Source organism: Pseudomonas fluorescens, from assembly GCF_001307275.1.
GTDB classification, from domain to species: domain Bacteria; phylum Pseudomonadota; class Gammaproteobacteria; order Pseudomonadales; family Pseudomonadaceae; genus Aquipseudomonas; species Aquipseudomonas fluorescens_AA.
In genome coordinates this window covers 2514990-2541383 of record NZ_CP012831.1, presented here as the reverse complement: position 1 = coordinate 2541383, position 26394 = coordinate 2514990, and the positions used below count along the sequence as shown (strand labels likewise).

The window sequence follows — 26394 nt, the reverse complement described above, 5'->3', positions numbered from 1 at the left end:
CCTCATCCGATGTTCGACAGTTTCAGCAAATGGCGCAGGTCGTTGAGCAGGTCCTTGCCCTTGACCCGGGCGTCGTAGCGCAGCACCAGGTTGCTGTGGGGGTCGATGATCCACAGTTGGGCGCCGCCGGAGCCCTGGGCGCCTTTCTGATAGGCCGGCAGGTCCAGTGGATAACGTTGCAATTGCGGGTATTCGCGCTGCAATTGCCCGTCATATTCAGCGTCCAGCGGTTGTGCGATAGCCAAGGCGTGGCTGGCGCGGGAGGCGTCGCGGCCGAGGCCGATCTGCACCTGCCGGGCCAGGTACACCAGTTGCCGGCAATCCACTGAGCATTCCTGTGGCGCCGTGACCAGGATCTGCCAGCGCTGTTCATCGGCCTGCACGCCAATCTCGGCGCGGGTCTGGCCGGTGCCGATCAGTTCGCCGTGGTAGCTGCGGCTGTCGGGCACCCAGAACTGGAACTTGTACATGCCGGTGGCCAGGATCATCGGGCCGATCACCCCCAGCACGATCAGCAGCAATTGCACGCGGCCCTTGCGACGGTTGTGTGCCGCGGGCGCCTCAGACGTGTTGGTTGGATTCATGGTGCTTCCCATGGTGTCTCCCTGCGTTGTGCCATCCGAGATAAAGAAAAAGGCCGAACAGGGCCGCCGCCATGGCGAACCACTGCACGGCATAACCGAGGTGTTTTTCCGGCCCCATGGCCACCACCGGCCAATCGGTCCGGTAGGCGCCGGGGCCGCTTTGTTGGCGCATTTCATAGGCGAAGCCGCTGCGGCCCAGGTCGGCCCAGAGCTTGTCCGGCTCGATGGCAGTGACCAGTCGCGGCCAGGGGGCGCCCGCCGGGTCGGGGTGGAGCTGGAACGTCGCGCCCGGTGCGACATAAACCCAGGCCTGGAGGTTGACGGGTTGTTCCGGCGTGTCGAAGACCGGCGGGGTGCGCCGGTCCGGCCAGGGCAGCCAGCCGCGATTGACCAGCAGCCACAGCCCGGTGCGGTGGTCGAGGAACGGCTGCAGCAATTCGACGCCGACCTTGCCGTCGTGTTGGCGGTTATCCAGCAGGATGCTGTGCTCGGCGTCGAACTGGCCCTGCAGCGTGACCGCTCGAAAGGCCGGGTCGCTGGTGTGCGCCAGCTCGGTGCTGTCCAACGGCGGCGCCACGCGGCGCTCGGCGTAAGTGTCCATGAGCACACGCTTCTGTTCGCCCCGGCTCAATTGCCAGAACCCCAGGCACACCATCACCGGCACCAGCACGGCCACCACCAAAGACGGCACGATGCCTGGCCGGAAACCTTTCATGGTGCCGTCCGAAAGCCATCGAACGGGATAGCTATACTCACGTGCATCGCGTCCCCCCGGAGTGTTCCTGATGCTAAAAGCAGCCATCGTCCTGATGCTGATTGCCACGATTGCCAGCCTGTTCAGCGGCCTGTTTTTTCTGGTCAAGGACGACAGCAGTTCCAATCGCCTGGTCATCGCCCTGGCGATCCGGGTCAGCCTGGCCGCCGTCACCGTCGGCCTGATCGCCTGGGGTTTCTTCAGCGGCCAGTTGGTGTCCCACGCGCCCTGGTAGCGTTTGCCTCAGAGCACGTAGACGAAGATGAACAGGCCGATCCACACCACATCGACGAAGTGCCAGTACCAGCTCGCCGCCTCGAAGCCGAACTGGTGCTCGTTGTCGAAGTGCCCGCGCATGATCCGCATCAGCATCACGAACAAAATGATCGTGCCGATGGTGACGTGGGCGCCGTGGAAGCCGGTGAGCATGAAGAAGGTCGCGCCATAGACGCCGGAGCCCAGGGTCAGGCCCAGCTCTTTATACGCGTGGATGTATTCCTCGGCCTGGAAGCCCAGGAAGGCACAACCCAGCAGTACGGTGATCGCCAGCCAGAGTTTCAACGCGCCACGATGGCCTTTTTTCAGGGCATGGTGGGCGATGGTGACGGTGACGCTGGAACTGACCAGCAGCACCGTGTTGAGCAGCGGCAAGCCCCAGGGGCTGATGACGTCCTTGGGCGCCGGGAAGAGTTTTGGATCGGGGTTGTTCAGCAACGGCCAGGCGAACTCGAAGCTCGGCCAGAGCATGTGTGACAGGCCCTTGGTGCCTTCACCCGCCAGGCCGGGCGCGGAGATCATGCGCACATAGAACAGGGCGCCGAAGAACGCGATGAAAAACATCACCTCGGAAAAGATGAACCAGCTCATGCCCCAGCGGAACGAGCGGTCAAGCTGGGCGCTGTACAGCCCGGCGCGGCTTTCCTTGATCACCGCGCCGAACCAGCCGAACAGCATGTAGGCCACCAGCAGGCCGCCGACGAAAAAGATCAGCGGGCCGTGGGATTCGGGCCGGGCGGCTTTCAGGTCGTTGAACCAGGTCGCCAGGCCATACACCGTGACGAACATCCCGACCGTGGCGATGATCGGCCATTTGCTCTGGGCCGGAACGTAATAGTGTTCGTGAGTTGCCATTTATTGTTCTCCTTATCGGGCACGCTATCGGTCAGTGTTTAAAGCCACCGGTGGATGACGAGCGGTGATATCGAACAGCGTGTAGGACAGCGTCAGGTGCTTCACTTCCTTGGGCATGTCCCGGTCAACGATGAAGCGCATGGGCATTTCGATGCGTTCGCCGGGTTGCAGCACTTGCTGGGTAAAACAAAAACATTCGGTCTTGTGGAAATACGCCGCCGCGGTGCTCGGTGCGATGCTCGGCACCGCCTGGGCACTCATCGGCCGGTCGGTGGGGTTGTGGGCGACAAAGACCATTTCGTTCACCGCCCCCGGCTGGACCACCAACTGATCGCCCTTGGGGTAGAAGTCCCAGGGCATGTCCACCGAATTGGTCGACAGGAACTGCACGCGAACCTGGCGCGACTCATCGACGGTCTGCTCGCCTTCGTACTGCCCGGCGGTCTTGCCGTTGATGCCGAACGCCTTGCACATCACGTCGTAGATCGGCACCAGGGCAAACCCGAAGATGAACATGGCCACCACCACCAGCAGCAGGCGGGTGACCAGTTTCTTCAGCGAAATCGAATCAGCCATGATTTCCAGTCCCTACCAAGAACCCTGTGGGAGCGAGCTTGCTCGCGATAGCGGTGTGTCTGACACACCGAGTCGCTGCCATCGCGAGCAAGCTCGCTCCCACATAAGGCCCCGGTGTCATCTATTTCACTTCCGGCGGCGTAGTAAAGGTGTGGTACGGCGCCGGCGACGGCACGCTCCACTCCAGCCCTTCGGCACCGTCCCAAGGCTTGGCCGGTGCGGGTGGGCCGCCGCGGATGGTCTTGATCACGATGAACAGGAAGAAGATCTGCGTGGTGCCGAACATGAACGCGCCGATGGACGAGACCATGTTGAAGTCGGCGAACTGCAGGTTGTAGTCGGGAATCCGCCGGGGCATGCCCGCCAGGCCGACGAAGTGCATCGGGAAGAACGCCAGGTTCATGCCGATGAACGACAGCCAGAAGTGCAGCTTGCCGAGGGTTTCGTCGTACATGTGGCCGGTCCATTTCGGCAGCCAGTAGTAGGCCGAGGCGAAGATCCCGAAGATCGCGCCGGGCACCAGCACATAGTGGAAATGCGCGACCACGAAGTAGGTGTCCTGGTACTGGAAGTCCGCCGGGGCGATGGCCAGCATCAGCCCGGAGAAACCACCAATGGAAAACAGGATCACGAACGCCACGGCAAACAGCATCGGCGTCTCGAAGGTCAGCGAGCCTTGCCACATGGTGCTGGCCCAGTTGAACACCTTCACCCCGGTGGGCACGGCGATCAGCAGGGTGGCGTACATGAAGAACAGCTCGCCCACCAGCGGAATGCCGACCACGAACATGTGGTGCGCCCAGACGATGAACGACAGGAACGCGATGGCGGCCGTGGCGTAGACCATCGAGGTGTAGCCGAACAACGGCTTGCGCGAGAACGCCGGGATGATCGAGCTGACGGCACCGAAGGCCGGCAGGATCATGATGTACACCTCGGGGTGGCCGAAGAACCAGAACACGTGCTGGAACAGCACCGGGTCACCGCCACCGGCGGCACTGAAGAAGCTAGTGCCGAAGTGGATGTCCATCAGCATCATCGTCACGCAGCCGGCCAGCACCGGCATCACCGCGATCAGCAGGAACGCGGTGATCAGCCAGGTCCAGACGAACAGCGGCATTTTCATCAGGGTCATGCCGGGGGCTCGCAGGTTGAGGATGGTGGCGATCACGTTGATCGCGCCCATGATCGAGCTGATGCCCATCAGGTGGATGGCGAAGATGAAGAACGTCACGCTTTCCGGCGCATAGGTGGTGGACAGTGGTGCGTAGAAGGTCCAGCCGAAGTTCGGCCCGCCCCCCGGGGTGAACAGCGTTGACACCAGCATCAGGAACGCCGCCGGCAACAGCCAGAAGCTGAAGTTGTTCATGCGCGGCAGGGCCATGTCCGGCGCGCCGATCATCAGCGGGATCATCCAGTTGGCGAGGCCGACGAACGCCGGCATCACCGCGCCGAAGACCATCACCAGGCCGTGCATGGTGGTCATCTGGTTGAAGAATTCCGGCTGCACGATCTGCAGGCCGGGCTGGAACAGCTCGGCGCGGATCACCATGGCGAACGAACCGCCCAGCAGGAACATTGAGAAAGCGAACCACAGGTACAGCGTGCCGATATCCTTGTGGTTGGTGGTCAGCACCCAGCGCATCAGGCCCTTGGCGGGGCCGTGGGCGTGGTCGGCACCGGCATGACCGTGGTCATCGATCACAGCACTCATGTCCTGTCTCCTTCGAACGAGTGGGCTGGACGGCGCGGGGCGATGAGCCCCGACCGGTTACGGGAACACACGTCAGGCCGGCTCATTTGCTTTCCGCCTGTTTGAGTTCCAGCACTTCTTTAGGCGTAACCATGTCGCCCTTGTTGTTGCCCCAGGCGTTGCGTTCATAGGTCACGACCGCGGCGATATCGACTTCCGACAGCTGCTTGCCGAACGCGGCCATGGACGTGCCGGGCTTGCCGTGGAAGACGAGGCTCAGGTGATCAGCCTTGGGCCCGGTGGCGATCTTCGAACCCTTGAGCGCCGGGAACATCGGTGGCAGACCCTGGCCTTCGGCCTGGTGACAGGCCACGCAGGTGGTGTGGTAGACCTTGTCGCCACGTTCCTTGAGTTCTTCGAGCGTCCATTCCTTGCTGGTCAGCTCTTTGAGCTGCGCGGCTTCGGCCTTGCGTTCGCCCAGCCATTTTTCATAGTCGGGCTTGCTCTTGACCTCCACCACGATCGGCATGAAACCGTGGTCCTTGCCGCACAGCTCGGCGCATTGGCCGCGGTACAGGCCGGGCTTGTCGACACGGGTCCAGGCTTCGTTGACGAACCCGGGGATCGCATCGCGCTTGACCGCGAAGGCCGGCACCCACCAGGAGTGGATCACGTCGGCGGAGGTCACCAGAAAGCGCACCTTGGCATCGACCGGCAGCACCAGCGGCTTGTCGACCTCCAGCAGGTAATGCTCGCCCTTGGCGCTCTGGTTATGGATCTGTTCGGCGGGGGTCGCCAGGTTGCTGAAGAACTCGACGTCCTGGCCCAGGTACTTGTAGTGCCACTTCCATTGATAGCCAGTGATCTGGATATCGATGTCCGACTCGCTGGAGTCGTACATCTTGATCAAGGTGGCGGTGGCGGGAATCGCCATCAGCACCAGGATCACGAAGGGCACGATGGTCCAGAGGATTTCGACGCGAGTGTTTTCGTGGAAATGCGCGGCATTCTGGCCGGTTGAACGGCGGTGCATCATCATCGACCAGAACATGGCGCCGAAGACGATGATGCCGATGACCACACAGATCCAGAAGATGGTCATGTGCAGGTCGAACACTGCGTTGCTGATCTGTGTCGCTCCAGGCGCCATATTCACAGTCCAGGCCGCTTGCGCCTGGCTGAAAATCGACCACAACAGGAGGCCCATCCATACGTGTGGATGTCGCGTCATTGCGGGTTCCCCTTATCGTTCTTGTTATCCCGTAGGCGTAACGCCTGCGGCAAGGGAGAGCGGCTACATCAGACTACGAACTCGACCGCCGTGCCTTGCTGCCTATGTATCGGGTTCATCAGCTAACTCCATTCCAACCCGAGTATAGACAGCACCTGCAACCTCGCAACGCGATGGCGTAAATCGTTTGAAACAGCCGGGGCTTGCGCTAGAGCCCACGAATGGAGAAGGATGCGAGCCTGAGTGATGGCAAACCGATATAACTGCGACGCAGCAAGGATGAGGCGGTTATGAAAAATAGGTCTTAGGAGTGTTTTTGGGCCAGCTAAGTTATGTCTTCCCTATTTCTTTGCCTTTGTTTCCTGGAGTTGTCATGAACACCGCCGCATTGCGCGAGCAGATCCAAAAAGCCCAACAACACGAAGCCGAGACCGGCCAGTTGAGCCGTCAGTTGACGGCCCAACTGCCGAACCTGCACCGAGCCATTCAATTGCCGGACGCGAACGCCAACGACGTCCTGGCGCGTTTTGTCGCCGCCTACATTGATGAAGTCCCCGACCTGCTGGATGCCGCCAATGATGTCGCCAGGGAGGCGGGTATCGAGTCGCAGATCAAACCGGTACTGAAGATTGCCGAACAGTACTTCCTCCAGCCGCCGACCATCATGGCCGGGCATGTCGGGCTCGACAGCCTCCTGGACGAAGCCTACCTGGCCCATCGGTTCGTCGAAGAGGTCAACGACCTGTACATCAAGCATTTCGGCCAGCCATTGATCCCCTTGGACATGACGGTCGCCAATCTGATCGCTCACCAGTTGATCGGTGAGGCATTTGCCAATCAACTCGATGAAGTGGTCCATCACACGTTCGATGAGATGCTCAACGACGAGACGTTTGCATTGGAGTCGGTAGAAACCTACCGCGAGAAGCTCAGCAGCCCGGAAACCGGCGCGGCCTGGAAGCGCTGGCCGTGCATGTCCCGTCGTCTGGGCGTGGGACTGGAGCTGGATCAGCCGGCGGCTTGATCCATCAGAACAACTTAAAACCTTTGTGGGAGCGAGCTTGCTCGCGATTGTATTGGACCAGCAACATCACAGTTGGCTGATACACCGCCATCGCGAGCAAGCTCGCTCCCACAGGGTTTCTTGGGTGTCAGGCGGACGCCGCGCCAACCCCCACGGTCGTGCGCAACCGCCCCTCCAACCTACGCTTGAGCCCACGGGATTCGATCAGCAGCTTCGACCCCTTGCTGGCATTCGCCCGGCCCCATTCTTCCAGCAACTCCAGGCACGAGTGGTCGATGTAGCTCAGGTTATTGAGCGGCACATGCACGGTGGCGCCGGTCGGTATGGTGCCCAGTACCTGGGTCAATGCCGGCACCTTGAGGAAGGTGGCGGCTCCGACCAGGCGCAGTTCCATCTCGCCTTCCTGGGGCAGGTCGATCAGGCTGATTTTCAGGCGTGAGGCTTTCCAGGCCAGTTTCGCCAGGGTCAGGCCGAAGCCGATCAGCACACCGGTCAGCAGGTCGGTGAAGATGATCGCCAACGCCGTCGCGGCGTAAACGAACATCGGCATCCGGCCATAACGGCCCAGGCTGCGAAACGCCTTGAGGTCTACCAGTTTGAAACCGGTGTAGACCAGCACACCCGCCAGGCTCGCCACCGGAATGCTTTGCAGCACGCTGGACAGCAACAAGACGAAGAGCAGCAACCACAGGCCGTGGAAAATCGTCGACATCCGCGTGGTGGCCCCGGCCTGGACGTTGGCCGAGCTGCGCACGATCACCCCGGTCATCGGCAAGGCGCCGAGCAGGCCGCAGAGCATGTTGCCGATACCTTGTGCCGACAGTTCCCGGTCAAAGTCCGCCCGTTCACCGCTGTGCATGCGATCGACAGCGGCCGCTGACAGCAGGGTTTCGGCGCTGGCGATGAAAGCCACCGCGAACGCGGCGATCAGCAGTGTGGGGTCGGCCAGGTTCAGCAGGTCCGCCGGGCGCAGCCAATCAATGGCTTCAGCCATGTTCTCCGGCACTTCCACCCGCTTGACCTGCAAGGCCAGCAGCAGGCTGGCGACGGTTGCCAGGCCGACACCCAGCAAAGCACCGGGAACGAAGCGCAGACTGTGGGGGCGAAACTTTTCCCACAGCCACATCACCGCAATCGTCGACAGACCGAGCAGGCCCGCCTGCCAGCCGAAGGACGGCAAGGCCTGGGCCACTGCCGCCGGGAACGCCGCCAGGTTATCCAGCCCGGAAGGCTTGGGCGCGGCGTCGAGCATCACATGGACCTGGGACAGTATGATCAGCACGCCAATACCTGCGAGCATGCCGTACACCACGGCCGGCGCGGTGACCCGGAACCAGCAGCCCAGGCGAAAACGCCCGGCCAACAATTGCAGCAGACCGGCCAGCAACAGGATCGGCCCGAGCATCGCCACGCCATGTTGGCGCACCAGCTCGAAGACCAACACCGCCAAGCCGGCGGCCGGGCCACTGACTTGCAGCTTCGAGCCGGCCAGGAAACCCACCACCAAACCACCGATGATGCCGGTGATCAAACCTTTGGCCGGTGGCAGGCCAGAGGCGATGGCGATGCCCATGCACAAAGGCAGGGCCACCAGAAACACAACCACCGAAGCCAATAGCTCCCGTGGCAGTACAGCTTTTAATTGAGCAGCACGCATGGCGACTCTCCCGAAGTTTTCTTCAGGCATGGCGAGGCCCTACCGCGCAAACAGCGGTAAGGCTTGAACCATGCAAGGATGATTAGGAGTGGTTAGAAGCGCGCTTTGGGCGTCGCCACCGGTATCGGATGGCTGCCATCGAGCGGCAGGAAACGTCCCTGGTCCGCATCAAAGGCTTTGATCTCGCTGGTCTCGATGTTGTACACCCAGCCATGGATGAACAACTGACCGCTGGCCATGCGCGACGCTACCGAGGGATGCGTTCGCAAATGCTGCAGCTGCGCGATCACGTTCTCTTCGGTGAGGATGGGCATGGTCTGTTTTTCGTCGCCGCACGGGCAGTTGTCATGGACCATGGTCTTGGCCACTTCGGCATGGCGCAGCCAGGCCTTGACCGTGGGCATTTTTTCCAGGGTGTCGGGGTTGAGCACGGCACGCATGGCGCCGCAGTCGGAATGGCCACAGACAATGATGTGTTGCACACCGAGGGCCAGCACGGCGTATTCGATGGCGGTGGAGACACCGCCGTTCATCTGTCCATAAGGCGGCACGACGTTGCCGACGTTACGGGTCACGAACAGGTCGCCGGGGGAGCTATGGGTGATCAATTCGGGCACGATGCGCGAATCGGCGCAGGTGATGAACATCGCCCGGGGCGCTTGGGCGGTGGCGAGTTTCTTGAAGAGTTCTTCCTGTTGCGGAAAGATCTCGTGATGGAAATGCAAAAAGCCGTCAACAATATGCTGCAGCGCTGCATCGGCGGTTTCCGCCTCGGGTTGGGCTGAAGCCGACGCAGCCAACGGCTGTTTATCCTTGTCACTCATGATTCATCCTCTTTTGACGGTATGACGCCAGTGGCTGGTTAAAATACGTCCAGGTCGTAATCCCCGACCTGTCAGTCACTCGCTGAACAAGGTAGCGGCCGAAACTTAACTCAAACTGAAATCGAAGGCTCTAGGACAACGATTTCAGGGGTGGCGAAACGCTGGCGCAGTTCATGTCCAGTCGCCGTTCCAGGGTCAACTTTAATCAAATCAACGACATCTGTCGGCCCGGCGGACAGAAGGCATCGCAGTCAAGATTGTATCCGTCGCGGCGCTCCAGTCCCAGGCGCTTGAGTGCCTTGGCGAATCGCTGGGCCAGCAGGTCGGCGAACGGGCCTTCGCCGCGCATCCGCGCACCGAAGCGGCTGTCATACAGTTCGCCACCGCGGCTCTGGCGCACCAGGCTCAGCACGTGGGCGGCGCGTTGCGGGTAATGCGCCTGCAACCACTGCTCGAACAGCGGCGCGACTTCCAGCGGCAGGCGCAGCATGACGTAGGCGGCATTCTGCGCGCCAGCGGCGTGGGCTTCGGCCAGCAGGCTCTCGATCTCGCTGTCGTTGATCATCGGGATCATCGGTGCGCACAGCACTCCCACGGCAATCCCCGCCTCGCGCATGACCTTGATCGCCCGCAGCCGCGCCTTGGGCGCCGCCGCGCGGGGTTCGAGAATGCGCTTGAGTTCATCGTCCAGGGTGGTGAGGCTGATCATCACGTGCACCAGGCGTTGTTGCGCCAGCTCGGTCAGCAGGTCCAGGTCGCGCAGGATCAGCGAACCTTTGGTGACAATGGTCACCGGATGCCGATAACGCAGCAGCACCTCGAGAATCTGGCGTGTTATCCGTTGTTCGCGCTCGATAGGCTGATAGGGATCGGTGTTGGACCCCAGTGCGATCGGTGCGCATTGATAGCCGCGCCGGGACAATTGCTCTTCCAGCACATCGGCGGCATTGGTCTTGGCGATCAGCTTCGTTTCGAAATCAAGCCCCGGCGACAGGTCCCAATAGGCATGGCTGGGTCGTGCATAGCAGTAGATGCAGCCGTGCTCGCAGCCTCGGTACGGGTTGATCGAGCGGTCGAACGGGATATCGGACGAGGTGTTGCGGGTAATGATGGTCTTCGCCGTTTCGATGCGCACTTCGGTGCCCTGGGTCTGCGGGACTTCCTGATACCAGCCGTCATCTTCGGCCACCGAGCGACTCGGGGCGAAGCGGTTGTGCGGGTTGGTCGCGGTGCCGCGGCCGCGCGGTGGAAGGGGGGCTGGCATGGGAATACTCCGAAAGCTGTATGTACATACAGTATTCGCTGTGTTCAATTAAGGCCAGTGCCATTCAGCAGCTCAAATACCGGATCGGCGTTCACACGGCTTTGACGTTCTCCTCACAGGCTTTTAACCGCAGCGAGACGAGACTGAGCCTCTCGTATTTCTTCATTTTCGGTCGTCCGTGCATGCTCAAGTTCTGCTCCCGTTCGTTGCTCTGCCTGGCCTTGTTCACCGGGCTGGCCGAGGTACCCGCTCAAGCGGCCGATTCCCCTGAGGCGAGGCCCGCTGAATGGGCACAGTCGGTGGAAAAGGACTACAACCTCTACCAGATGTCACCGACGCTCTACCGCAGTTCCCTGCCGGACGGCGGGGCAGTGCCCTTGCTGACGAAGCTCAGGATCGGCACGGTCATCACCTTCCTGCCGGAGTCGGACAAGCGCTGGCTGTCCACCCCCGGCATCGAGCAAGTGCAGTTGCCCTATCGCACCAATCACGTCGATGACAGCGACATACTCAGGGCCTTGCGCGCCGTCCAGGCGGCCGAAGCCAAGGGGCCGGTGCTGATGCACTGCAAGCACGGCTCGGACCGCACCGGGCTGGTGGCCGCCATGTACCGGGTGGTGGTCCAGGGCTGGAGCAAAGAAGACGCCCTGAATGAAATGACCGAAGGTGGCTTCGGTGACAGTCATCACTTCAAGGACGGGGTGCGCTACATGATGCAGGCCGACATCGACAAACTCCGCACGGCGCTGGCGAACGGCGATTGCAGCACCAGCGTCTTTGCTCTTTGCTCCTTGGAAAGCTGGGTCAATTCAACGACGCCGGCGCAGCACCTCGACCCCCAGGTGGCGCTGCCGCAGCATTGATCGGCGGCGTGCCGGTAAAGGCGGCGATGGATTCGGACAACGGTCGCAAGTCCCCCGGGGCAAAAACGGTTTCGCGCAGTGCCCGGCCTGTTGCCGGGTTGAACAGCCCGTCCCGATGGAATCGCTGGAATACTTTTGCGGCCAGTGCCTTCGACCAGGCATAGGCGTAGATCCGCGCGCCATAGCCGGTCACCAGGTAATCCAGGCCATTGGGCCAGCGCTCGTTCGCGGACACCGGCAAATGCCCCACCTGCGCACTGGCTTGATCGAACACCTGCTGGACGGTCCGCCCATCGCCGTGGGTGCGGTGCAGCTCCATATCGAATAACGCGTTGCGCAACAGGACGGCGGTTTCCCAACTGGCCTGGGTGGTGGCAAAGGTCAGCAGTTGATCGGCGACCTTGTCAGGCATCGTCGCCCCGGTTTGATAGTGCCTGGAGACACGCATCAGGCATTGCCTGGAGAAGCACCATTGCTCGAACAATACCCCGGCAAACTCGGCAGTATCGCGGGACAGGCCAGAGATGCCCGACAGGTCACGGTATTCGGCACGGGTCAGGACATGCTGCAGGCAATGGCCGAACTCATGGAAAAGAATCCGCAGTTGCAGATGATCGAGCAGGACCGGGTCCGCCCCTACGCCGCGCGGCAGCCAGCCATGCAGCGTCGCAATGGGGTGTCGCGGGCGTCCCTCGGCGGTGATGCGGCGGCTGCGCAGGGTGGTGGTATGGGGGTAACCGTCTCGGCTTGAATCCGCAAACGGATCGAAATAGAGGTAGCCGATGACCGCTCCCCATTCGCTGACTTCGAAAAGACGCACCTCCGGGTGCCAGGTCGTCACGTCATGTCGCTCGGCGAAGCTCACTCCGAACAGCTCCGTCGCCATCAACAATAGCTGTGCGAAGGTGGATTCCAAGGGGAACCAGACGCTCAGCGCTTCCTTGGAAAGGCCCGCTGCCTGTTGGCGAAGTTGATTCGCCAGGTAGGGGTAGTCCCACGGCTGGAGTTCGTTGAAACCCTGTTGCGTGGCAAAGGCCTTGAGCTGGCGCGCGTCCCGCTCGAAAGCGCCGTGCTGTCGTTTGAGTTGGGCCCGCAGGAACGCCAGGACTTCTTCGGTCGACACGGCTTGCTCGGGCTCGATCGCCATTTGAGCGAAATCCCCATAGCCCAGGACGGTGGCGTAGCGATAACGGTCTTCCAACAACTGCCTGAGGATGTCGCTGTTGTCGAAATGGCCCGCCTGGGGGCCCTGATCCGATGCGCGTGTGCTGTAGGCCTCGTACATCTGCTGACGTAGGGCGCGGTTGTCGGCGTATTGAGTGACGACGCCAAACGATTCCTCGCTGAGCGTCAGCAACCATCCCGTGCGCCCGGCGTCGCGTGCCCGCTGGGCCATCTGCTGTTTGAAGCGCGACGGCAGGCCGCTCAGCGGGGCTTTATCGTCAAACGCTTTGCTCCAGGCCTGATTGGCCATGTGCAGGTTTTCCAGGAACAACCCCTGGAGCTCGTTGATGCGCAACTTCAACAGATTCAGGTCGGCCGACAGGTGTTCTGCCGATCTGTTCTGGTGAAACTGGCCGAGGATTTTCTTCAGGACCCGTTTGCGAGCCGGGGTGAAATGCTCGGCGATCTGGCTATCTGCCAAGCGCTGGTAAAGCGTGAACAGCGTGGGGTGTTGTTTGAGTTCAACCTGGAAGTCATGCAGCCGCTCAGTGCATTCCAGGGAAGCCTGCGCCCAGGCCGCTCCTGGCCTGGTCGTGGTCAGGAGATGCAGCAGGTAGCCGAAACTCTCCAGGCGCCCATGGATTTCGTCCATGGCCAGCACCAGGTCATCCCAGGTGGGAAAGGGGGTCTGGGTCTTGATGATGTCGGCCACTTGAGCGCGACTTTCCACCAGGATCCGGTCCAGGGCCGGGGAGAAATGCCGGGCCCGGATGTGGGCAAACGGGGGCAGGTCATAGGCCTGCAACAGCGGATTGTCAGCGTCGAGCATGGGAACCTTCCTGTCAGTCTGTACTGGCTGGACAGTCTGTAAAGGAAGGGCCCGGGCCCGGCGGTAAATATGTATCGCTTCCGGGCCGGGCGGCCCGGAAGGTGATGCCGCAGATGTCAGTCGGTCTTTTTCTTCAACTTGGGGTTGGGGAAAAACTGCACCGCCTGGACCTTGGCGTCCGGCACCTTGGGCGCCGGGGTGTTCACACGGGTGCCCAATTCCTTGGGCACCGACAGGCCTTGCTCGTTGAGCGTGTCGGCATAACCGCAGGCCACGCATTCGCGGTGCGGCACGCCGTCTTCGTTCCACATCATCAACTTGTCCGGCTCACTGCACGCCGGGCAGACCGCCCCGGCGATGAAGCGTCGTTTGGTAATCACAGGCCCTTCACTCATGCTGCCGCGTCCTCACTCAGGCCGCTATGGCGCAAGAGTGCGTCAATCGATGGCTCACGGCCACGGAAGTCGACGAACAGCACCATCGGTTCCTGGGAGCCGCCACGGGCCAGGATCGCCTCACGGAAGGCACGCCCGGTGTCGGCGTTGAGCACGCCGTCCTCTTCGAACTTGGAGAAGGCATCGGCCGACAGCACTTCCGCCCACTTGTAGCTGTAATAGCCCGCGGCGTACCCGCCGGCGAAGATGTGGGCGAAGCTGTTGGGGAAGCGGTTGTAGGCCGGTGGGCGCATGACCGACACCTCGTCGCGCACGCCTTCGAGCACTTGCAGCACGCTGCGGCCATCGCCGTGGGTGGCGTGCAGCTCGAAGTCGAACAGCGAGAACTCCAGCTGACGGACCATCATCAGGCCGGACTGGAAGTTTTTCGCCGCGAGCATTTTTTCCAGCAGGTCCTGGGGCAGTGGTTCGCCGGTTTCGTAGTGGCCGGAAATCAGCGCCAGGCCTTCGGGTTCCCAGCACCAGTTCTCCATGAACTGGCTCGGCAGTTCCACCGCATCCCAGGCCACGCCGTTGATGCCGGACACGCCAGCGTGTTCGACGCGGGTCAGCAGGTGGTGCAGGCCATGGCCGAACTCGTGGAACAGGGTGGTGACTTCATCGTGGGTCAGCAGCGCCGGCTTGCCGCTGTCGGCCGGGGTGAAGTTGCACACCAGGTTCGCGACGGGGCTTTGCAGGACGCCTTCGAAGGTGCGACGACGGTCGCGGGCACCGTCCATCCAGGCGCCGCCACGCTTGTTGGCGCGGGCATAGAGGTCGAAGAAGAAGCGGCCGACGTGCTGGCCGTTCTCCTTGATTTCGAACAGGCGCACGTCTGGGTGCCAGCTGTCGAAGCCTTTCAGTTCGGCGATCTCGATGCCATAGAGACGCTGGACGATGGCGAACAGGCCGCTCAGCACCTTGTCGATCGGGAAATAGGCGCGCAGGGCTTCCTGGGCCACGCTGTAACGCTGCTGGCGCAGTTTTTCACCGTAGAAGCCGCTGTCCCAGCTTTGCAGGTCGGGGCAGCCCTGTTCGGCGGCATAGGCCTTGAGCTGTTCCAGGTCCTGGGCGGCGAACGGCTTGCTGCGCTTGGCCAGGTCACGCAGGAAACTGAGGACCTGATCGCTGGACTCGGCCATCTTGGTCGCCAGGCTCAACTCGGCGAAGTTGGCGAAACCGAGCAATTGGGCCAGCTCCTGGCGCAGGTCGAGGATCTGTTCCATCACCGGGCCGTTGTCGTTCTGGCCGGCATTCGGGCCCTGGTCCGAGGCGCGGGTGCAGTAGGCGGCGTAGACCTCTTCGCGCAGGGCGCGGTCTTCGGCGTAGGTCATCACCGCGTAGTAGCTGGGGAATTCCAGGTTGATCAGCCAGCCGTCCAGCTCCTTGGCCTGGGCGGCCGCGGCCATTTGTGCCTTGGCCGAATCGGTCAGGCCGGCGAGGGCGGCTTCGTCAGTGACGTGCTTGGTCCAGGCCTGGGTCGCGTCCAGCAGTTGGTTGGAGAAGCGGCTGCCCAGCTCGGACAGTTTGCTCTGCACCTCGGCGTAGCGCTTCTGCTGCTCGGGCGGCAGGTCGATACCCGACAGGCGGAAATCACGAAGGGAATGTTCGAGGATGGTTTTCTGCGCCACGTCGAAGCCGGCGGCTTCCGGGCTGTTCGCCAAGGCTTCGAAGGCCTGGAACAGTTCGCGGTTCTGGCCCAGTTCGGTGGAGTAGGCACTCAGCGCCGGCAGGCAGGCCTCGTAGGCTTCGCGCAGTTCCGGGCTGTTGCGCACGGCGTTCAAATGACTGACCGGGCTCCAGGCGGCGCCCAGGCGATCATTGAGCTCGTCCATCGCCAAAACCAGGCCGGCCCAGGTAGGCTGCTGGACTTGGGTCTTGAGGATTTCGGCAATGGCCGCACGGTTATCAGCCAGGATCTGCTCGATGGCCGGTTGCACGTGCTCGGCACGGATCGCCGAGAATGGCGGCAGGTCATAGGGCTGCAAAAGAGGGTTGTTCACGCTCACGGTCGACACCTTGGCTGGAAGAAACATTGGCCCATCTTAATTACAATCGGCGCTCACCGCAGCTAGCAGCGCCTATCACCGGATAAGAGAGAGCCTATCGTGACCCTTCGCACGTACCAGAACCACAGCCCGCGGCTAGCCCGTGGCGCTTTTGTCGACAGCACCGCGGTGGTGATCGGCGACGTCGAAATCGGCGAAGACAGCTCCGTCTGGCCGCTGACGGTCATTCGCGGCGACATGCACCGCATCCGTATCGGTGCGCGTACCAGCGTCCAGGATGGTTGTGTGCTGCACATCACCCACGCCGGGCCCTTCAATCCGGATGGCTTCCCGTTGCTGATCGGTGACGACGTGACCATTGCCCACAAAGTCATGCTCCATGGTTGTTCGGTGGGCAGCCGGATCCTGATCGGCATGGGCAGCATCGTCATGGACGGCGCGGTGGTGGAAGATGACGTGATCATCGGCGCCGGCAGCCTGGTACCGCCGGGCAAGCGCCTGGAAAGCGGCTTTTTGTACGTGGGCAGCCCGGTGAAACAGGTCCGGCCGCTGACAGACAAGGAACGCGCGTTTTTCACCTACAGCGCGGCGAACTACGTGAAGCTCAAGGACCTGCATCTGGCCGAAGGTTACGACCAGGCCTGATGGGGTCGCCTGCCATCCCCTCATTCATCGTGGCGAGGGAGCTTGCTCCCGCTTGTCAGTGATATTCCCCAGGAACTGCCATGCATTACCAAACCGTACTCTTCGACCTCGACGGCACCCTCACCGACCCGCGCGAGGGCATCACCCGTTCGATCCAGTTCGCCCTGAGCAAATTGGGCATCGACGAGCCCGACCTCACCCGCCTCGAGCACTTCATCGGCCCGCCGCTGTTGCAGGCCTTCATGCAGTTCTATGACTTCGACGAAGCGAAGGCCTGGGAGGCGGTGAATTTCTATCGTGAGCGGTTCAAGGTCACCGGCCTTTATGAGAACCGTGTCTTCGACGGCGTGATGCCGCTGCTGGAAACCTTGGGCGGCCAAGGGCGCCAGTTGTACATCGCCACGTCCAAACCCTGGGTCTTCGCCCGGGAAATCGCCCGCCACTTCGACTTCGCCCGGCATTTCAAGGTGATCTACGGCAGCGAACTGGACGGCACCCGTACCAACAAGGTCGAGCTGATCGCCCACCTGCTGGCCGAAGAAGGCCTCGACCCGGCCAGCACCCTGATGATCGGCGACCGCAAACACGACCTGATCGGTGCCCACAGCAATGGCCTGGATGCGGCAGCGGTCGGGTATGGGTTTGGCAGCCACGAAGAACTCAGCACCGAGCGCCCGGCGTATCACTTCCAGACGGTGGAAGCGTTGCATCAGGCGTTTTTGCGGCGCTGACCGGGTCGCCATCGCGAGCAAGCTCGCTCCCACAGAGGATTGCCAGTGTTCACAAATGTTGCGAGCAGCCCCAACCCCTGTGGGAGCGAGCTTGCTCGCGATGGCGTCAGCACAGACACCCCCGGCCTCAAGGTGTAGCCGTGTCCCGGTCCAAACGGGGCTCGCTGTATACGAACGCGCTGATTCAGGCCCTGAACTGGCTGGGTGCCACGCCGCTCCAGCGCACGAAGGCATGGCGGAAGCTGGCGGTTTCGCTGAAGCCCAGTCGTTCGGCGATTCGATAGATCGGCAATTGGTCCTCGCAGAGCATCTGCTTGGCCCGCTCGAAGCGCAGTTCGTCCAGCAGCTCCTGGTAGCTGCAGCCCAGGTCCTTGAGGTGGCGGCGCAAGGTGCGCGCCGAGCAATTCATCTGTTCGGCCAGGCCTTCCAGGCCGGGGGCGGCGTCCAGTTGGGCGTCGAGCAATTGGCGGATCCGTCCCAGCCAGGCTTGGCGTCCGGTGAATTCGGTGTTCTGCCGGCGACAGCGTTCGGCCATGGCGTGATGGGTGATGGGGTCGGCCAGGGGCAAGGGTTGCTCGAGCCAGTGACGGTCGAAGGCGAAAGCGTTATCGATGCTGTCGAAGCGCACCGAGCAGTCGAAGAGCGCGGTGTAGCGCGCCTGGTAATCGGGCGCCGGGTGTTCGAAGCGTGCGGCGTGCAACGGCAGTGCATGGCCGAGGAGGTCATTGCAGATCACCTTCAGCGAAACCATGCAGAACTCGGCATTGAACACCGCCAGGGCCGGGTTCTCCCGATAATCGCTGGCGCTGAACCAGATGTGCTCGCCATCGTCGTCCAGATTCAGCTCGTAGAGTGTTCCCAACAGCGCCGGATAGCACAGTGCCAAGCGCAAAGCGTCACCTAAGGTGGCACTGGTGAGCAGGGCATAGCCGAGCATGCCGTAGGACGAAACGTGCATGCGCAGGCCCAATTCCAGGCCGATGTCGCGCTTGAGAGCCACGGCGTTGGCGCAGACCTGCATCTCCTGGTTGGTGGTGATACGCGTATCGGCCCGGCTCAGGTCCGCCGCGCTGATGCCGCTGCCGGCCAACAAGGCATCACTGGGCAAGCCTTCGCTTTTAAAGGTGCTCAGTACCAGCGAGACGGCGTTGAGGGTGGTGAGGTGGGAATGAAGCATGTCCGTTTCCAGCCTGGGGAAGCTGGAAACGGAGCAAGTTATATGCCGGATGAAAATAGGAAGCTCAATACAATACCCAATGTGGGAGCGAGCTTGCTCGCGATGGCGGTGTGTCAGTCGCCGCTGAAGTCGACTGTCAGCCCGCTATCGCGAGCAAGCTCGCTCCCACAGGGATTGCCGGTGTCAGATAAGCTCGCCACACAGATCCAGCTCTACCAGCCGCCGAACCTCTTCCACCGGCAGGCCGGCGCCAATCAGCGCCTGTAACTTGCCGAGCGCGGCCTCGCGGGTCATGCCGCCGCCGGATAGCACGCCGACACCGCGCAAGCGGCTACCGGCTTCATACACATCCAGCTCGACGCCACCTTCGTGGCATTGGGTCACCGCCACGACCACCACGCCGCTGTCCCGCGCCCGCTCGAGGCTGGCGAGGAAGGCCGGGTTGTCGCTCGGCCCGGTGCCGCTGCCGTAGCATTCCAGCACCAGGCCCTGGATACCGCTGCCCAGCAGGCCATCGAGGATCTGCGCACTGATGCCGGGAAACAGCGGCAGCGCCGCGATGTTCGTCAGTTGCTTGGGCTGGTTGTAGTTCAACTGCGTTGGCAGGGTCGGCGCCGGGGTGCCGCCGCCCTGGCGTTCCAGGCGCTTGAACGGATGACGACCGAAGCTGCGCACCTTCGCGCAACGGGTTGGTGCCAGCAGCTCACCGTGGAAGTACAAGTGCACGCCCGGCGCCAGGCCCTGGCCGAGGGCGACCAGGGCGCCGCTGAGGTTTTCCCAGGCGTCGCTGTCGGTCACGCCGGCGGGCAGCATCGAGCCGGTGAAGCAGACCCGCGCATGCAGGCCCAGCAGTTGGAAGCTCATCGCTGCGGCGCTGTAGGCCAGGGTGTCGGTGCCGTGCAGGATCAGTACGCTGTCGCAGCCCTGCACGTCCACGGCATCGACCACCGCTTCGCGCAGTTGCTGCCAATAGGCCGGGGTCATGTTGGCGCTGTCGATCAACGGCGACATTTCCCGGAAGCGCCATTGCGGCACGACGAGTTCGGGTTGGCTGTGCAGGTAATCGCGCATCCGCGCTTCGAAACCGGATGCCGGGGCCAGGCCGTGGGCACTGGCCTGCATGCCGATGGTGCCGCCGGTGTAGAGCACCATGACGTGCTGGGCGGCAGGGTAGGTCGAGGGGTTCATGGTTGTTCTCCGAGGACGAAAACGGCAGCGTTACTTCGCTGCCACAACATAAGGCCGAGCATGACGCCGACCTTAGGTTGTGTCACGCCGGACGCAGGGGATGCGTCCGGTTTTTTCCAGGCAGCTTGTTACCGATCAGCGTTGCGCTGCGGTCACGCCAGCCGAAGCGGCGTCAGGCTGGGCAACGGGCGCCGATGGGTTGGCAGGCCAGGCCTTGCGGTCCAGATCCAGGTCCGGGAACTTGCTGGAGTCGAACACCGGAACCTTGATGCCGGCCGAACGCTGGTCATCGTAGTCGCGCAGGATGCGCATGCCGACCTTGAACAGCAGGAACAGCGCGATCAGGTTCACGAACGCCAGCAGGGTCATGGTGATGTCGGCGAAAGCGAACACGGTGCCGAGGTTTTCGATGGCACCCCAGAAAATCAGGGCCAGGACCAGCGCGCGGTAGCCCATCAGGGCCTTGCGATTGTCACCGATCATGAAACGCAGGTTGTTCTCGCCCAGGTAGTAGTTGTAGAGGATCGAGGTGAACACGAACAACGACAGGGCCACGGAGATGAATATCCGGCCCCAGTCACCCACGACGGCCGCCAGGGAGTTCTGGGTCAGGGCAATGCCGTCGCCTTCGAAGCCCGGGGTGTAGAAGCCCGACAGCAGGATCAGCAACGCGGTGCAGGTGCAGATCACGAAGGTGTCCAGGAACACGCTGAACGCCTGGACTACGCCCTGGGCGACCGGGTGCTCGACCGACGCGACGGCGGCGACGTTAGGCGCACTGCCCAGGCCGGCTTCGTTGGCGAACACGCCACGCTTGACGCCCATGACGATGGCGCTGCCGATCAGGCCGCCGAAGGCCTGGTCCAGACCGAAGGCGCTCTTGACGATAGTCACCAGCATGCCCGGTACATGTTCGAACTGCAGCACGATCACGTAGAGGGTCACGGCGATGTACGCCAGGGTCTTGACCGGTACCAGCAGGTCGGCAACCTTGGCGATGCGCTTGATTCCGCCGATGAACACCAGGCCCAGCAGCACCGCCAGGCCAAGGCCGGTGTAGGTGGTGTCGAAGCCGAAAGCGTTGTTCAGGGAGTGGGTCACTGCGTGGGCTTGCAGGCCGTTGAAGGCGAAGCCGAAGGTGACCAGCAGCAGGAACGCCATGATCATGCCCAACCAGCGTTTCTGCAGGCCGTGCTGGATGTAATAGGACGGGCCGCCACGGTACTGGCCTTCGGAGTCGCAGCGCTTGTAGAGCTGGCCGAGGGAGCACTCGAAGAAGCTGCTGGACATACCGACCAGGGCGGTTACCCACATCCAGAACACCGCACCAGGCCCACCGAGGGTCACGGCGATGCCGACACCGGCGATGTTGCCCGCGCCGACACGACCGGCCAGGCTGAGCATCAGGGCCTGGAAGGAACTGAGCTGGTCGGTGCTGCTTTTCAGGCTGTCACGGAACACCGTGAACATGTGGAAGAAGTGACGGAACTGGACGAAACGCGAGCGGATCGTGAAGTAGCCACCGAGCCCGACAATGAGCACGATCAGCACTTTCCCTGATAGGAAGTCGTTGATGACTTCGAGCATGAGTATTCCTCGCTGTTTTTTGTTTAAGCAAATGCTGGCCATTTGGAAATATCGCGTTACATCGGTCGGCGCGCGGCCCGACAGGTGAGGCGAAGTTTCGTCCCGGTCCATTTTCGCGGGTTTGTTATTAGTTCGGTTTTCGCATGTTTAAGGGTCTCGTTGCGGACGACCGCTCATGCGAAGAGGGGCGGCACTATACCTATCAGTGCGGTGCCCGTCTGCACAGTTGTGGTGCGTCCGACGAAGCGGACCCTTTGAAACACCTGGCCTTACGGTCAGGTTCTTGTGGGGCGAGCCTGCTCGCGTTGGCTGGCGACACGGTTTACAACGGGCAGCGCGTCGTCGTTTATCGCGAGCAGGTTCCTTCCCACAGGTTCGGTCATCCCTGGCTGCTATCCATTAAAAAAAGGGCTTGGGGAAGATCCCCAAGCCCTCAAAAGGTGAGAGGTGTCTAGTCCCTCGACCTGGTGAGCGGTGGCCGTGTCGATCACGCTTTGAGCGGGACCAGACGCGGAGCAATCATGTTTTCCGGGCGCAGGATGTCGTCGAGCATGGCGTCGTCGAGCAAGCCTTCTTCGCGCACCAGTTCCAGCACGCCGCGGCCACTTTCCAGGGCAACACGGGCGATGCGGGTGGCGTTTTCATAGCCGATGTACGGGTTCAGGGCGGTGACCAGGCCGATCGAGTGCTCGACCAGTTCACGGCAGCGCGCTTCGTTGGCGGTGATGCCGACGATGCAGTGCTCGCGCAGCATGTCCATGGCCCGTTGCAGCAGGCGGATCGAGTCGAAGATCTTAAAGGCGATCAGCGGCTCCATCACGTTCAGTTGCAGTTGGCCGCCTTCGGCCGCGATGGTCAGGGCCAGGTCGTTGCCGATGATTTGGAATGCCACCTGGTTGACCGCTTCCGGGATCACCGGGTTGACCTTGCCGGGCATGATCGAGCTGCCTGGTTGGCGGGCCGGCAGGTTGATTTCGTTGATGCCGGTGCGTGGGCCGCTGGACAGCAGGCGCAGGTCGTTGCAGATCTTCGACAGCTTGACCGCGGTGCGCTTGAGCATGCCAGAGAACAGCACGAAGGCGCCCATGTCGGAGGTGGCTTCGATCAGGTCGGCGGCCGGAACCAGCGGCTGGCCGCTGATGGTCGCCAGGCGCTGCACGGCCAGGGCCTGGTAGCGCGGATCGGCGTTGATGCCAGTGCCGATGGCGGTGCCACCCAGGTTCACTTCGGTGAGCAGTTCAGGCGCCAGGGTTTTCAGGCGTGCCAGGTCTTCGCTCAGGGTGGTGGCGAAGGCGCGGAATTCCTGGCCGAGAGTCATCGGCACAGCATCCTGCAACTGGGTGCGGCCCATTTTCAGGACGTGGCTGAATTCTTCACCCTTGGCCGCGAACGCCTGGATCAGGCTGTCGAGGCTGGCCAGCAACGCGTCGTGACCCAGCAGCAGGCCCAGGCGGATCGCGGTCGGGTAGGCGTCGTTGGTGGACTGCGCCATGTTCACGTCGTTGTTGGGGTGCAGGTACTGGTACTCGCCTTTCTGGTGGCCCATGGCCTCCAGCGCGATGTTGGCGATGACTTCGTTGGCATTCATGTTGGTCGACGTGCCGGCGCCGCCCTGGATCATGTCCACCACGAATTCTTCGTGGAAGTCGCCGCGGATCAATCGTGCACAGGCTTCGCTGATGGCGGCGTGCTTGGCTTCGCTGAGCTGCCCCAGTTCGCGGTTGGCGTCAGCGGCGGCCTGTTTGACCATTGCCAGACCGACCACCAGCTTGGGGTAATGCGAGATCGGGACACCGGAGAGACGGAAGTTGTTTACCGCTCGTAGGGTCTGGATGCCGTAATACGCTTGCGCTGGTACTTCGAGTACGCCAAGCAGGTCTTTTTCTGTGCGGAATGATGCAGCGGAGGACATGACGGAAATCATCTCGATAAGGACCCGGTCTGAGCCGGAACGCTGTGGATCCTAGGCTCTGGGAAAAAATAGGGCCAATGCTGTTAAACACTGGCCTATGCATATTCGGCATAATGCCGGTGTGACGCCGACGGTGCGGCGAACGTGTGACCTGTTTTGGTGCGTGTAGGGGAGGACGTGATGAATCTTGAAAGCAAATGGCTCGAGGACTTCAGTGCCCTGGCCGCGACCCGCAGTTTCTCCCAGGCGGCCGAGCGGCGTTTCGTGACGCAACCGGCATTCAGCCGGCGAATTCGCAGCCTTGAGGCTGCGCTGGGGCTGACCCTGGTCAACCGTTCCCGTACGCCCGTCGAGCTGACGGCGGCGGGGCAGTTGTTCCTGGTGACGGCACGTACCGTGGTGGAGCAATTGGGCGAAGTGCTGCGCCATTTGCATCACCTGGAAGGCGGGCAGGGCGAAGTCATCCAAGTGGCCGCCGCCCACTCCCTGGCGCTGGGCTTCTTCCCCCGCTGGATCGCGCAACTGCGCAACGAAGGGATGAACATCGCCACGCGGCTGGTGGCGACCAACGTCGGCGACGCTGTCCACGCCCTGCGTGAAGGTGGCTGCGATTTGATGCTGGCCTTCTACGATCCGGATTCGGCCATGCAGATGGACCCGGAGATCTTCCCGTCGCTGCACCTGGGCCAGACCGAAATGCTCCCAGTGTGCGCCGCCGATGCCAACGGCAACCCGCTGTTCGACCTTGAAGGCGAGGCCAGCGTGCCGCTGCTGGCCTACAGCGCCGGGGCGTTCCTCGGGCGCTCGGTCAACCAGTTGTTGCGCCAGCGGGCGCTGCGATTCACCACGATCTACGAAACGGCCATGGCCGACAGCCTGAAAAGCATGGCCCTGGAAGGCCTGGGCATCGCCTGGGTACCGCACCTGAGCGTACGCGCCGAACTGGCCCGGGGCGAACTGGTGATCTGTGGTGGCACGCAATGGCACGTGCCGTTGGAGATCCGCCTGTACCGCTGCGCCCTGGTGCGCAAGGCCAATGTGCGGTTGCTGTGGCGCAAGCTCGAAGGCGGTGCGGCGCAGGGCGCCATCGGATCCTGAAAACAACGCGGACCCCCTTGTGGGAGCGAGCTTGCTCGCGATGACGACCTGACATTCACAGTTGCATAGACTGACCTACCGCTATCGCGAGCAAGCTCGCTCCCACAGGGATTTAGGTTGTTCCCTCGCTGACCTGCGAGTCAATAAAACCGCCACCTCACCCCAAATGACAGATGGTCGGCGAAAGTGCGTTTAACGCACCGTTTTCGGTATACTGCCCGGCCTTCGGTCGGTTCGCCCGGCCATAATTCGTACAACAAGCCACGCCGGTTTCCTGCGTGGCTTGTTGTTTTTTGACGCGCCTGCGGGCGCCCAGAGAGAAGAGGCACGACGATGAGTGCACTGGTTGGCGTGATCATGGGCTCCAAGTCCGATTGGTCCACCCTTAGCCACACCGCCGATATGCTGGAAAAGCTCGGCATCCCTTACGAGGTGAAAGTGGTCTCCGCCCACCGTACCCCGGACCTGCTGTTCCAGTACGCCGAAGAGGCCGAGGCACGTGGCATCGAGGTGATCATCGCCGGTGCCGGTGGCGCGGCCCACCTGCCGGGCATGTGCGCGGCCAAGACCCACCTGCCGGTGCTGGGCGTGCCGGTCCAGTCGTCGATGCTCTCGGGCGTCGACTCGTTGCTGTCGATCGTGCAGATGCCGGCCGGTATCCCGGTCGCGACCCTGGCCATCGGCAAGGCCGGCGCGATCAACGCGGCCCTGCTGTCGGCGAGCATCCTGGGCGCCAAGCACCCACAGTTTCATACCGTGCTGAAAAAATTCCGCGCTGAGCAGACAGACAGCGTCCTGGACAATCCAGACCCACGCATTGCCTGAGGTTGTTGACGAATGAAGATCGGTGTAATCGGTGGCGGCCAGTTGGGTCGCATGTTGGCTCTGGCAGGTACGCCGCTGGGGATGAACTTCGCTTTCCTGGACCCGGCGCCTGACGCCTGTGCCGCGGCGCTGGGTGAACACCTGCGGGCCGACTACGGCGACCAGGATCACCTGCGCCAATTGGCCGATGAAGTCGATCTGGTGACCTTCGAATTCGAAAGCGTCCCGGCCGAAACCGTGGCCTTCCTGTCCCAGTTCGTCCCGGTCTACCCGAGCGCCGAAGCCTTGCGGATCGCCCGTGACCGCTGGTTCGAAAAGAACATGTTCAAGGACCTGGGCATCCCCACGCCGGCTTTCGCCGACATTCAGTCCCAGGCCGACCTGGACGCCGCTGTCGCCGCCATCGGCCTGCCCGCCGTGCTCAAGACCCGTACCCTGGGTTACGACGGCAAGGGCCAGAAAGTCCTGCGCAAGCCTGAAGACGTGGTCGGTACATTTGCCGAGCTTGGCAGCGTGGCCTGCCTGCTGGAAGGTTTCGTGCCGTTCACCGGGGAAGTCTCGCTGATCGCCGTGCGTGCCCGCGACGGTGAAATCCGCTTCTATCCGTTGGTGCACAACACCCACAAGGACGGCATCCTCAAGCTGTCCGTCGCCAGCACCGATCATCCGCTGCAGGCCCTGGCCGAGGACTACTCCAGCCGGGTGCTCAAGCAACTGGACTATGTCGGCGTGATGGCGTTCGAGTTCTTCGAAGTGGACGGCGGCCTCAAGGCCAACGAAATCGCACCGCGGGTACACAACTCCGGGCACTGGACCACCGAAGGCGCCGAGTGCAGCCAGTTCGAAAACCACCTGCGGGCGGTGGCCGGGCTGCCACTGGGGTCGACCGCCAAGGTCGGTGAAAGCGCGATGCTCAATTTCATCGGCAAGGTCCCGGACAGCGACAAGGTCCTGGCGATTGCCGACTGCCATTTGCATCACTATGGCAAGGCGTTCAAGGTCGGGCGCAAGGTCGGTCACGCCAACTTGCGCTGCGCTGACCGGGCCACGCTGGCCCAGCAGATCATCAAGGTCGAGACGCTGATCGCCGAACAATAATCTGGAACGGCGGTGGAACCATTCGTCGGCTAATCTTTCTCATGGCTAAGTGCCAAAGCCTGACCGGGCTTTGGCTTAGCGACTCAATGAGAGGGG

Annotated in this window: 24 protein-coding genes; 8 read left to right on the top strand and 16 right to left on the bottom strand. The window is 62.3% G+C overall.

Translation table 11 applies throughout. The annotated features are described in order from the left end of the window. Positions 1 to 2 precede the first annotated feature (2 nt). The gene (locus tag AO356_RS11205) at positions 3 to 596 is read right to left on the bottom strand and encodes a hypothetical protein (RefSeq protein WP_060743101.1); all 594 of its coding nucleotides are present in this window, start codon (positions 594 to 596) and stop codon (positions 3 to 5) included. After that, positions 562 to 1299: an SURF1 family protein gene (locus AO356_RS11200; protein WP_060739831.1), complete on the bottom strand. Its 738-nt coding sequence runs from the start codon at positions 1297 to 1299 to the stop codon at positions 562 to 564. Before AO356_RS11200 ends, AO356_RS11205 begins: the two co-directional genes overlap by 35 nt. 70 nt (positions 1300 to 1369) lie before the next feature. Between AO356_RS11200 and AO356_RS11195 the strand changes: the two genes are divergently transcribed. Continuing rightward, positions 1370 to 1573 (top strand): twin transmembrane helix small protein, encoded by a 204-nt coding sequence (locus AO356_RS11195; RefSeq protein WP_060739830.1) that lies wholly within the window; start codon positions 1370 to 1372, stop codon positions 1571 to 1573. A gap of 8 nt (positions 1574 to 1581) precedes the next feature. Here the strand turns inward: AO356_RS11195 and AO356_RS11190 are convergent, their stop codons facing one another. From AO356_RS11190 to coxB, 4 genes are all read right to left on the bottom strand, one after another. Next, positions 1582 to 2469: a cytochrome c oxidase subunit 3 gene (locus AO356_RS11190; RefSeq protein ID WP_060739829.1), complete on the bottom strand. Its 888-nt coding sequence runs from the start codon at positions 2467 to 2469 to the stop codon at positions 1582 to 1584. Positions 2470 to 2493: 24 nt separating this feature from the next. Continuing rightward, positions 2494 to 3045, bottom strand: a complete 552-nt coding sequence (locus AO356_RS11185; protein WP_060739828.1) for a cytochrome c oxidase assembly protein — start codon at positions 3043 to 3045, stop codon at positions 2494 to 2496. 121 nt (positions 3046 to 3166) lie between these two features. Next, complete coding sequence (gene ctaD, locus AO356_RS11180; RefSeq protein ID WP_060739827.1) at positions 3167 to 4759, bottom strand: cytochrome c oxidase subunit I; 1593 nt, start codon at positions 4757 to 4759, stop codon at positions 3167 to 3169. A gap of 82 nt (positions 4760 to 4841) precedes the next feature. Continuing rightward, complete coding sequence (coxB, locus tag AO356_RS11175) at positions 4842 to 5969, bottom strand: cytochrome c oxidase subunit II (RefSeq protein ID WP_060739826.1); 1128 nt, start codon at positions 5967 to 5969, stop codon at positions 4842 to 4844. Between the two features lie 373 nt (positions 5970 to 6342). On the opposite strand from coxB, the gene AO356_RS11170 reads away from it, so the two are divergent. Continuing rightward, positions 6343 to 6993 (top strand): hypothetical protein, encoded by a 651-nt coding sequence (locus tag AO356_RS11170; RefSeq protein ID WP_060739825.1) that lies wholly within the window; start codon positions 6343 to 6345, stop codon positions 6991 to 6993. A gap of 127 nt (positions 6994 to 7120) precedes the next feature. On the opposite strand, the gene AO356_RS11165 is transcribed toward AO356_RS11170, so the two are convergent. From AO356_RS11165 to AO356_RS11155, 3 genes are all read right to left on the bottom strand, one after another. Continuing rightward, on the bottom strand, positions 7121 to 8650 hold the full coding sequence (locus AO356_RS11165) for a SulP family inorganic anion transporter (protein WP_060739824.1): 1530 nt from the start codon (positions 8648 to 8650) through the stop codon (positions 7121 to 7123). A 92-nt stretch (positions 8651 to 8742) separates the two neighbouring features. Then, entirely contained in the window at positions 8743 to 9474 is a 732-nt protein-coding gene (locus AO356_RS11160) for a carbonic anhydrase (protein ID WP_060739823.1), read from the bottom strand. Positions 9475 to 9679: 205 nt separating this feature from the next. Beyond that, the gene (locus AO356_RS11155; protein WP_060739822.1) at positions 9680 to 10738 is read right to left on the bottom strand and encodes a PA0069 family radical SAM protein; all 1059 of its coding nucleotides are present in this window, start codon (positions 10736 to 10738) and stop codon (positions 9680 to 9682) included. A gap of 182 nt (positions 10739 to 10920) precedes the next feature. Between AO356_RS11155 and AO356_RS11150 the strand changes: the two genes are divergently transcribed. Next, the gene (locus AO356_RS11150; protein ID WP_060739821.1) at positions 10921 to 11601 is read left to right on the top strand and encodes a tyrosine-protein phosphatase; all 681 of its coding nucleotides are present in this window, start codon (positions 10921 to 10923) and stop codon (positions 11599 to 11601) included. Here AO356_RS11150 and AO356_RS11145 read toward each other — a convergent pair. The 3 genes from AO356_RS11145 to prlC form a co-directional block, all read right to left on the bottom strand. Beyond that, positions 11543 to 13594 carry a M3 family metallopeptidase gene (locus AO356_RS11145; protein ID WP_081015345.1) on the bottom strand — a complete coding sequence of 684 codons (2052 nt, stop codon included), beginning with the start codon at positions 13592 to 13594 and terminating at the stop codon, positions 11543 to 11545. The genes AO356_RS11150 and AO356_RS11145 overlap by 59 nt on opposite strands. Positions 13595 to 13710: 116 nt before the next feature. After that, entirely contained in the window at positions 13711 to 13989 is a 279-nt protein-coding gene (locus AO356_RS11140; RefSeq protein WP_060739820.1) for a YheV family putative zinc ribbon protein, read from the bottom strand. Then, positions 13986 to 16064 (bottom strand): oligopeptidase A, encoded by a 2079-nt coding sequence (gene prlC / locus AO356_RS11135; protein WP_162491244.1) that lies wholly within the window; start codon positions 16062 to 16064, stop codon positions 13986 to 13988. Before prlC ends, AO356_RS11140 begins: the two co-directional genes overlap by 4 nt. 72 nt (positions 16065 to 16136) lie before the next feature. Here prlC and AO356_RS11130 point away from each other — a divergent pair, with 72 nt between their 5' ends. Next, a complete protein-coding gene (locus AO356_RS11130; RefSeq protein ID WP_060739819.1) occupies positions 16137 to 16682 on the top strand; it encodes a gamma carbonic anhydrase family protein in 546 nt (181 codons plus the stop codon). Between the two features lie 80 nt (positions 16683 to 16762). After that, positions 16763 to 17413, top strand: coding sequence for an HAD family hydrolase (locus tag AO356_RS11125; RefSeq protein WP_060739818.1), 651 nt, complete (start codon positions 16763 to 16765; stop codon positions 17411 to 17413). A gap of 184 nt (positions 17414 to 17597) precedes the next feature. Here AO356_RS11125 and AO356_RS11120 read toward each other — a convergent pair whose 3' ends face one another. The 4 genes from AO356_RS11120 to aspA all read right to left on the bottom strand — a co-directional run bounded on the left by AO356_RS11120 (position 17598) and on the right by aspA (position 23277). Beyond that, on the bottom strand, positions 17598 to 18590 hold the full coding sequence (locus tag AO356_RS11120) for an AraC family transcriptional regulator (RefSeq protein ID WP_060739817.1): 993 nt from the start codon (positions 18588 to 18590) through the stop codon (positions 17598 to 17600). Between the two features lie 183 nt (positions 18591 to 18773). Beyond that, a complete protein-coding gene (locus AO356_RS11115; protein WP_060739816.1) occupies positions 18774 to 19778 on the bottom strand; it encodes an asparaginase in 1005 nt (334 codons plus the stop codon). 135 nt (positions 19779 to 19913) lie between these two features. Beyond that, on the bottom strand, positions 19914 to 21365 hold the full coding sequence (locus AO356_RS11110; RefSeq protein ID WP_060739815.1) for an alanine/glycine:cation symporter family protein: 1452 nt from the start codon (positions 21363 to 21365) through the stop codon (positions 19914 to 19916). Positions 21366 to 21852: 487 nt separating this feature from the next. Further along, positions 21853 to 23277: an aspartate ammonia-lyase gene (gene aspA / locus AO356_RS11105; protein WP_003196363.1), complete on the bottom strand. Its 1425-nt coding sequence runs from the start codon at positions 23275 to 23277 to the stop codon at positions 21853 to 21855. A 180-nt stretch (positions 23278 to 23457) separates the two neighbouring features. Between aspA and AO356_RS11100 the strand changes: the two genes are divergently transcribed. The 3 genes from AO356_RS11100 to AO356_RS11090 all read left to right on the top strand — a co-directional run bounded on the left by AO356_RS11100 (position 23458) and on the right by AO356_RS11090 (position 26298). Continuing rightward, entirely contained in the window at positions 23458 to 24375 is a 918-nt protein-coding gene (locus AO356_RS11100) for a LysR substrate-binding domain-containing protein (RefSeq protein ID WP_060739814.1), read from the top strand. Positions 24376 to 24708: 333 nt separating this feature from the next. Beyond that, positions 24709 to 25200: a 5-(carboxyamino)imidazole ribonucleotide mutase gene (gene purE, locus AO356_RS11095; RefSeq protein WP_003196369.1), complete on the top strand. Its 492-nt coding sequence runs from the start codon at positions 24709 to 24711 to the stop codon at positions 25198 to 25200. A gap of 12 nt (positions 25201 to 25212) precedes the next feature. Then, positions 25213 to 26298, top strand: a complete 1086-nt coding sequence (locus AO356_RS11090; protein WP_060739813.1) for a 5-(carboxyamino)imidazole ribonucleotide synthase — start codon at positions 25213 to 25215, stop codon at positions 26296 to 26298. The last annotated feature ends 96 nt before the right edge of the window (positions 26299 to 26394 follow it).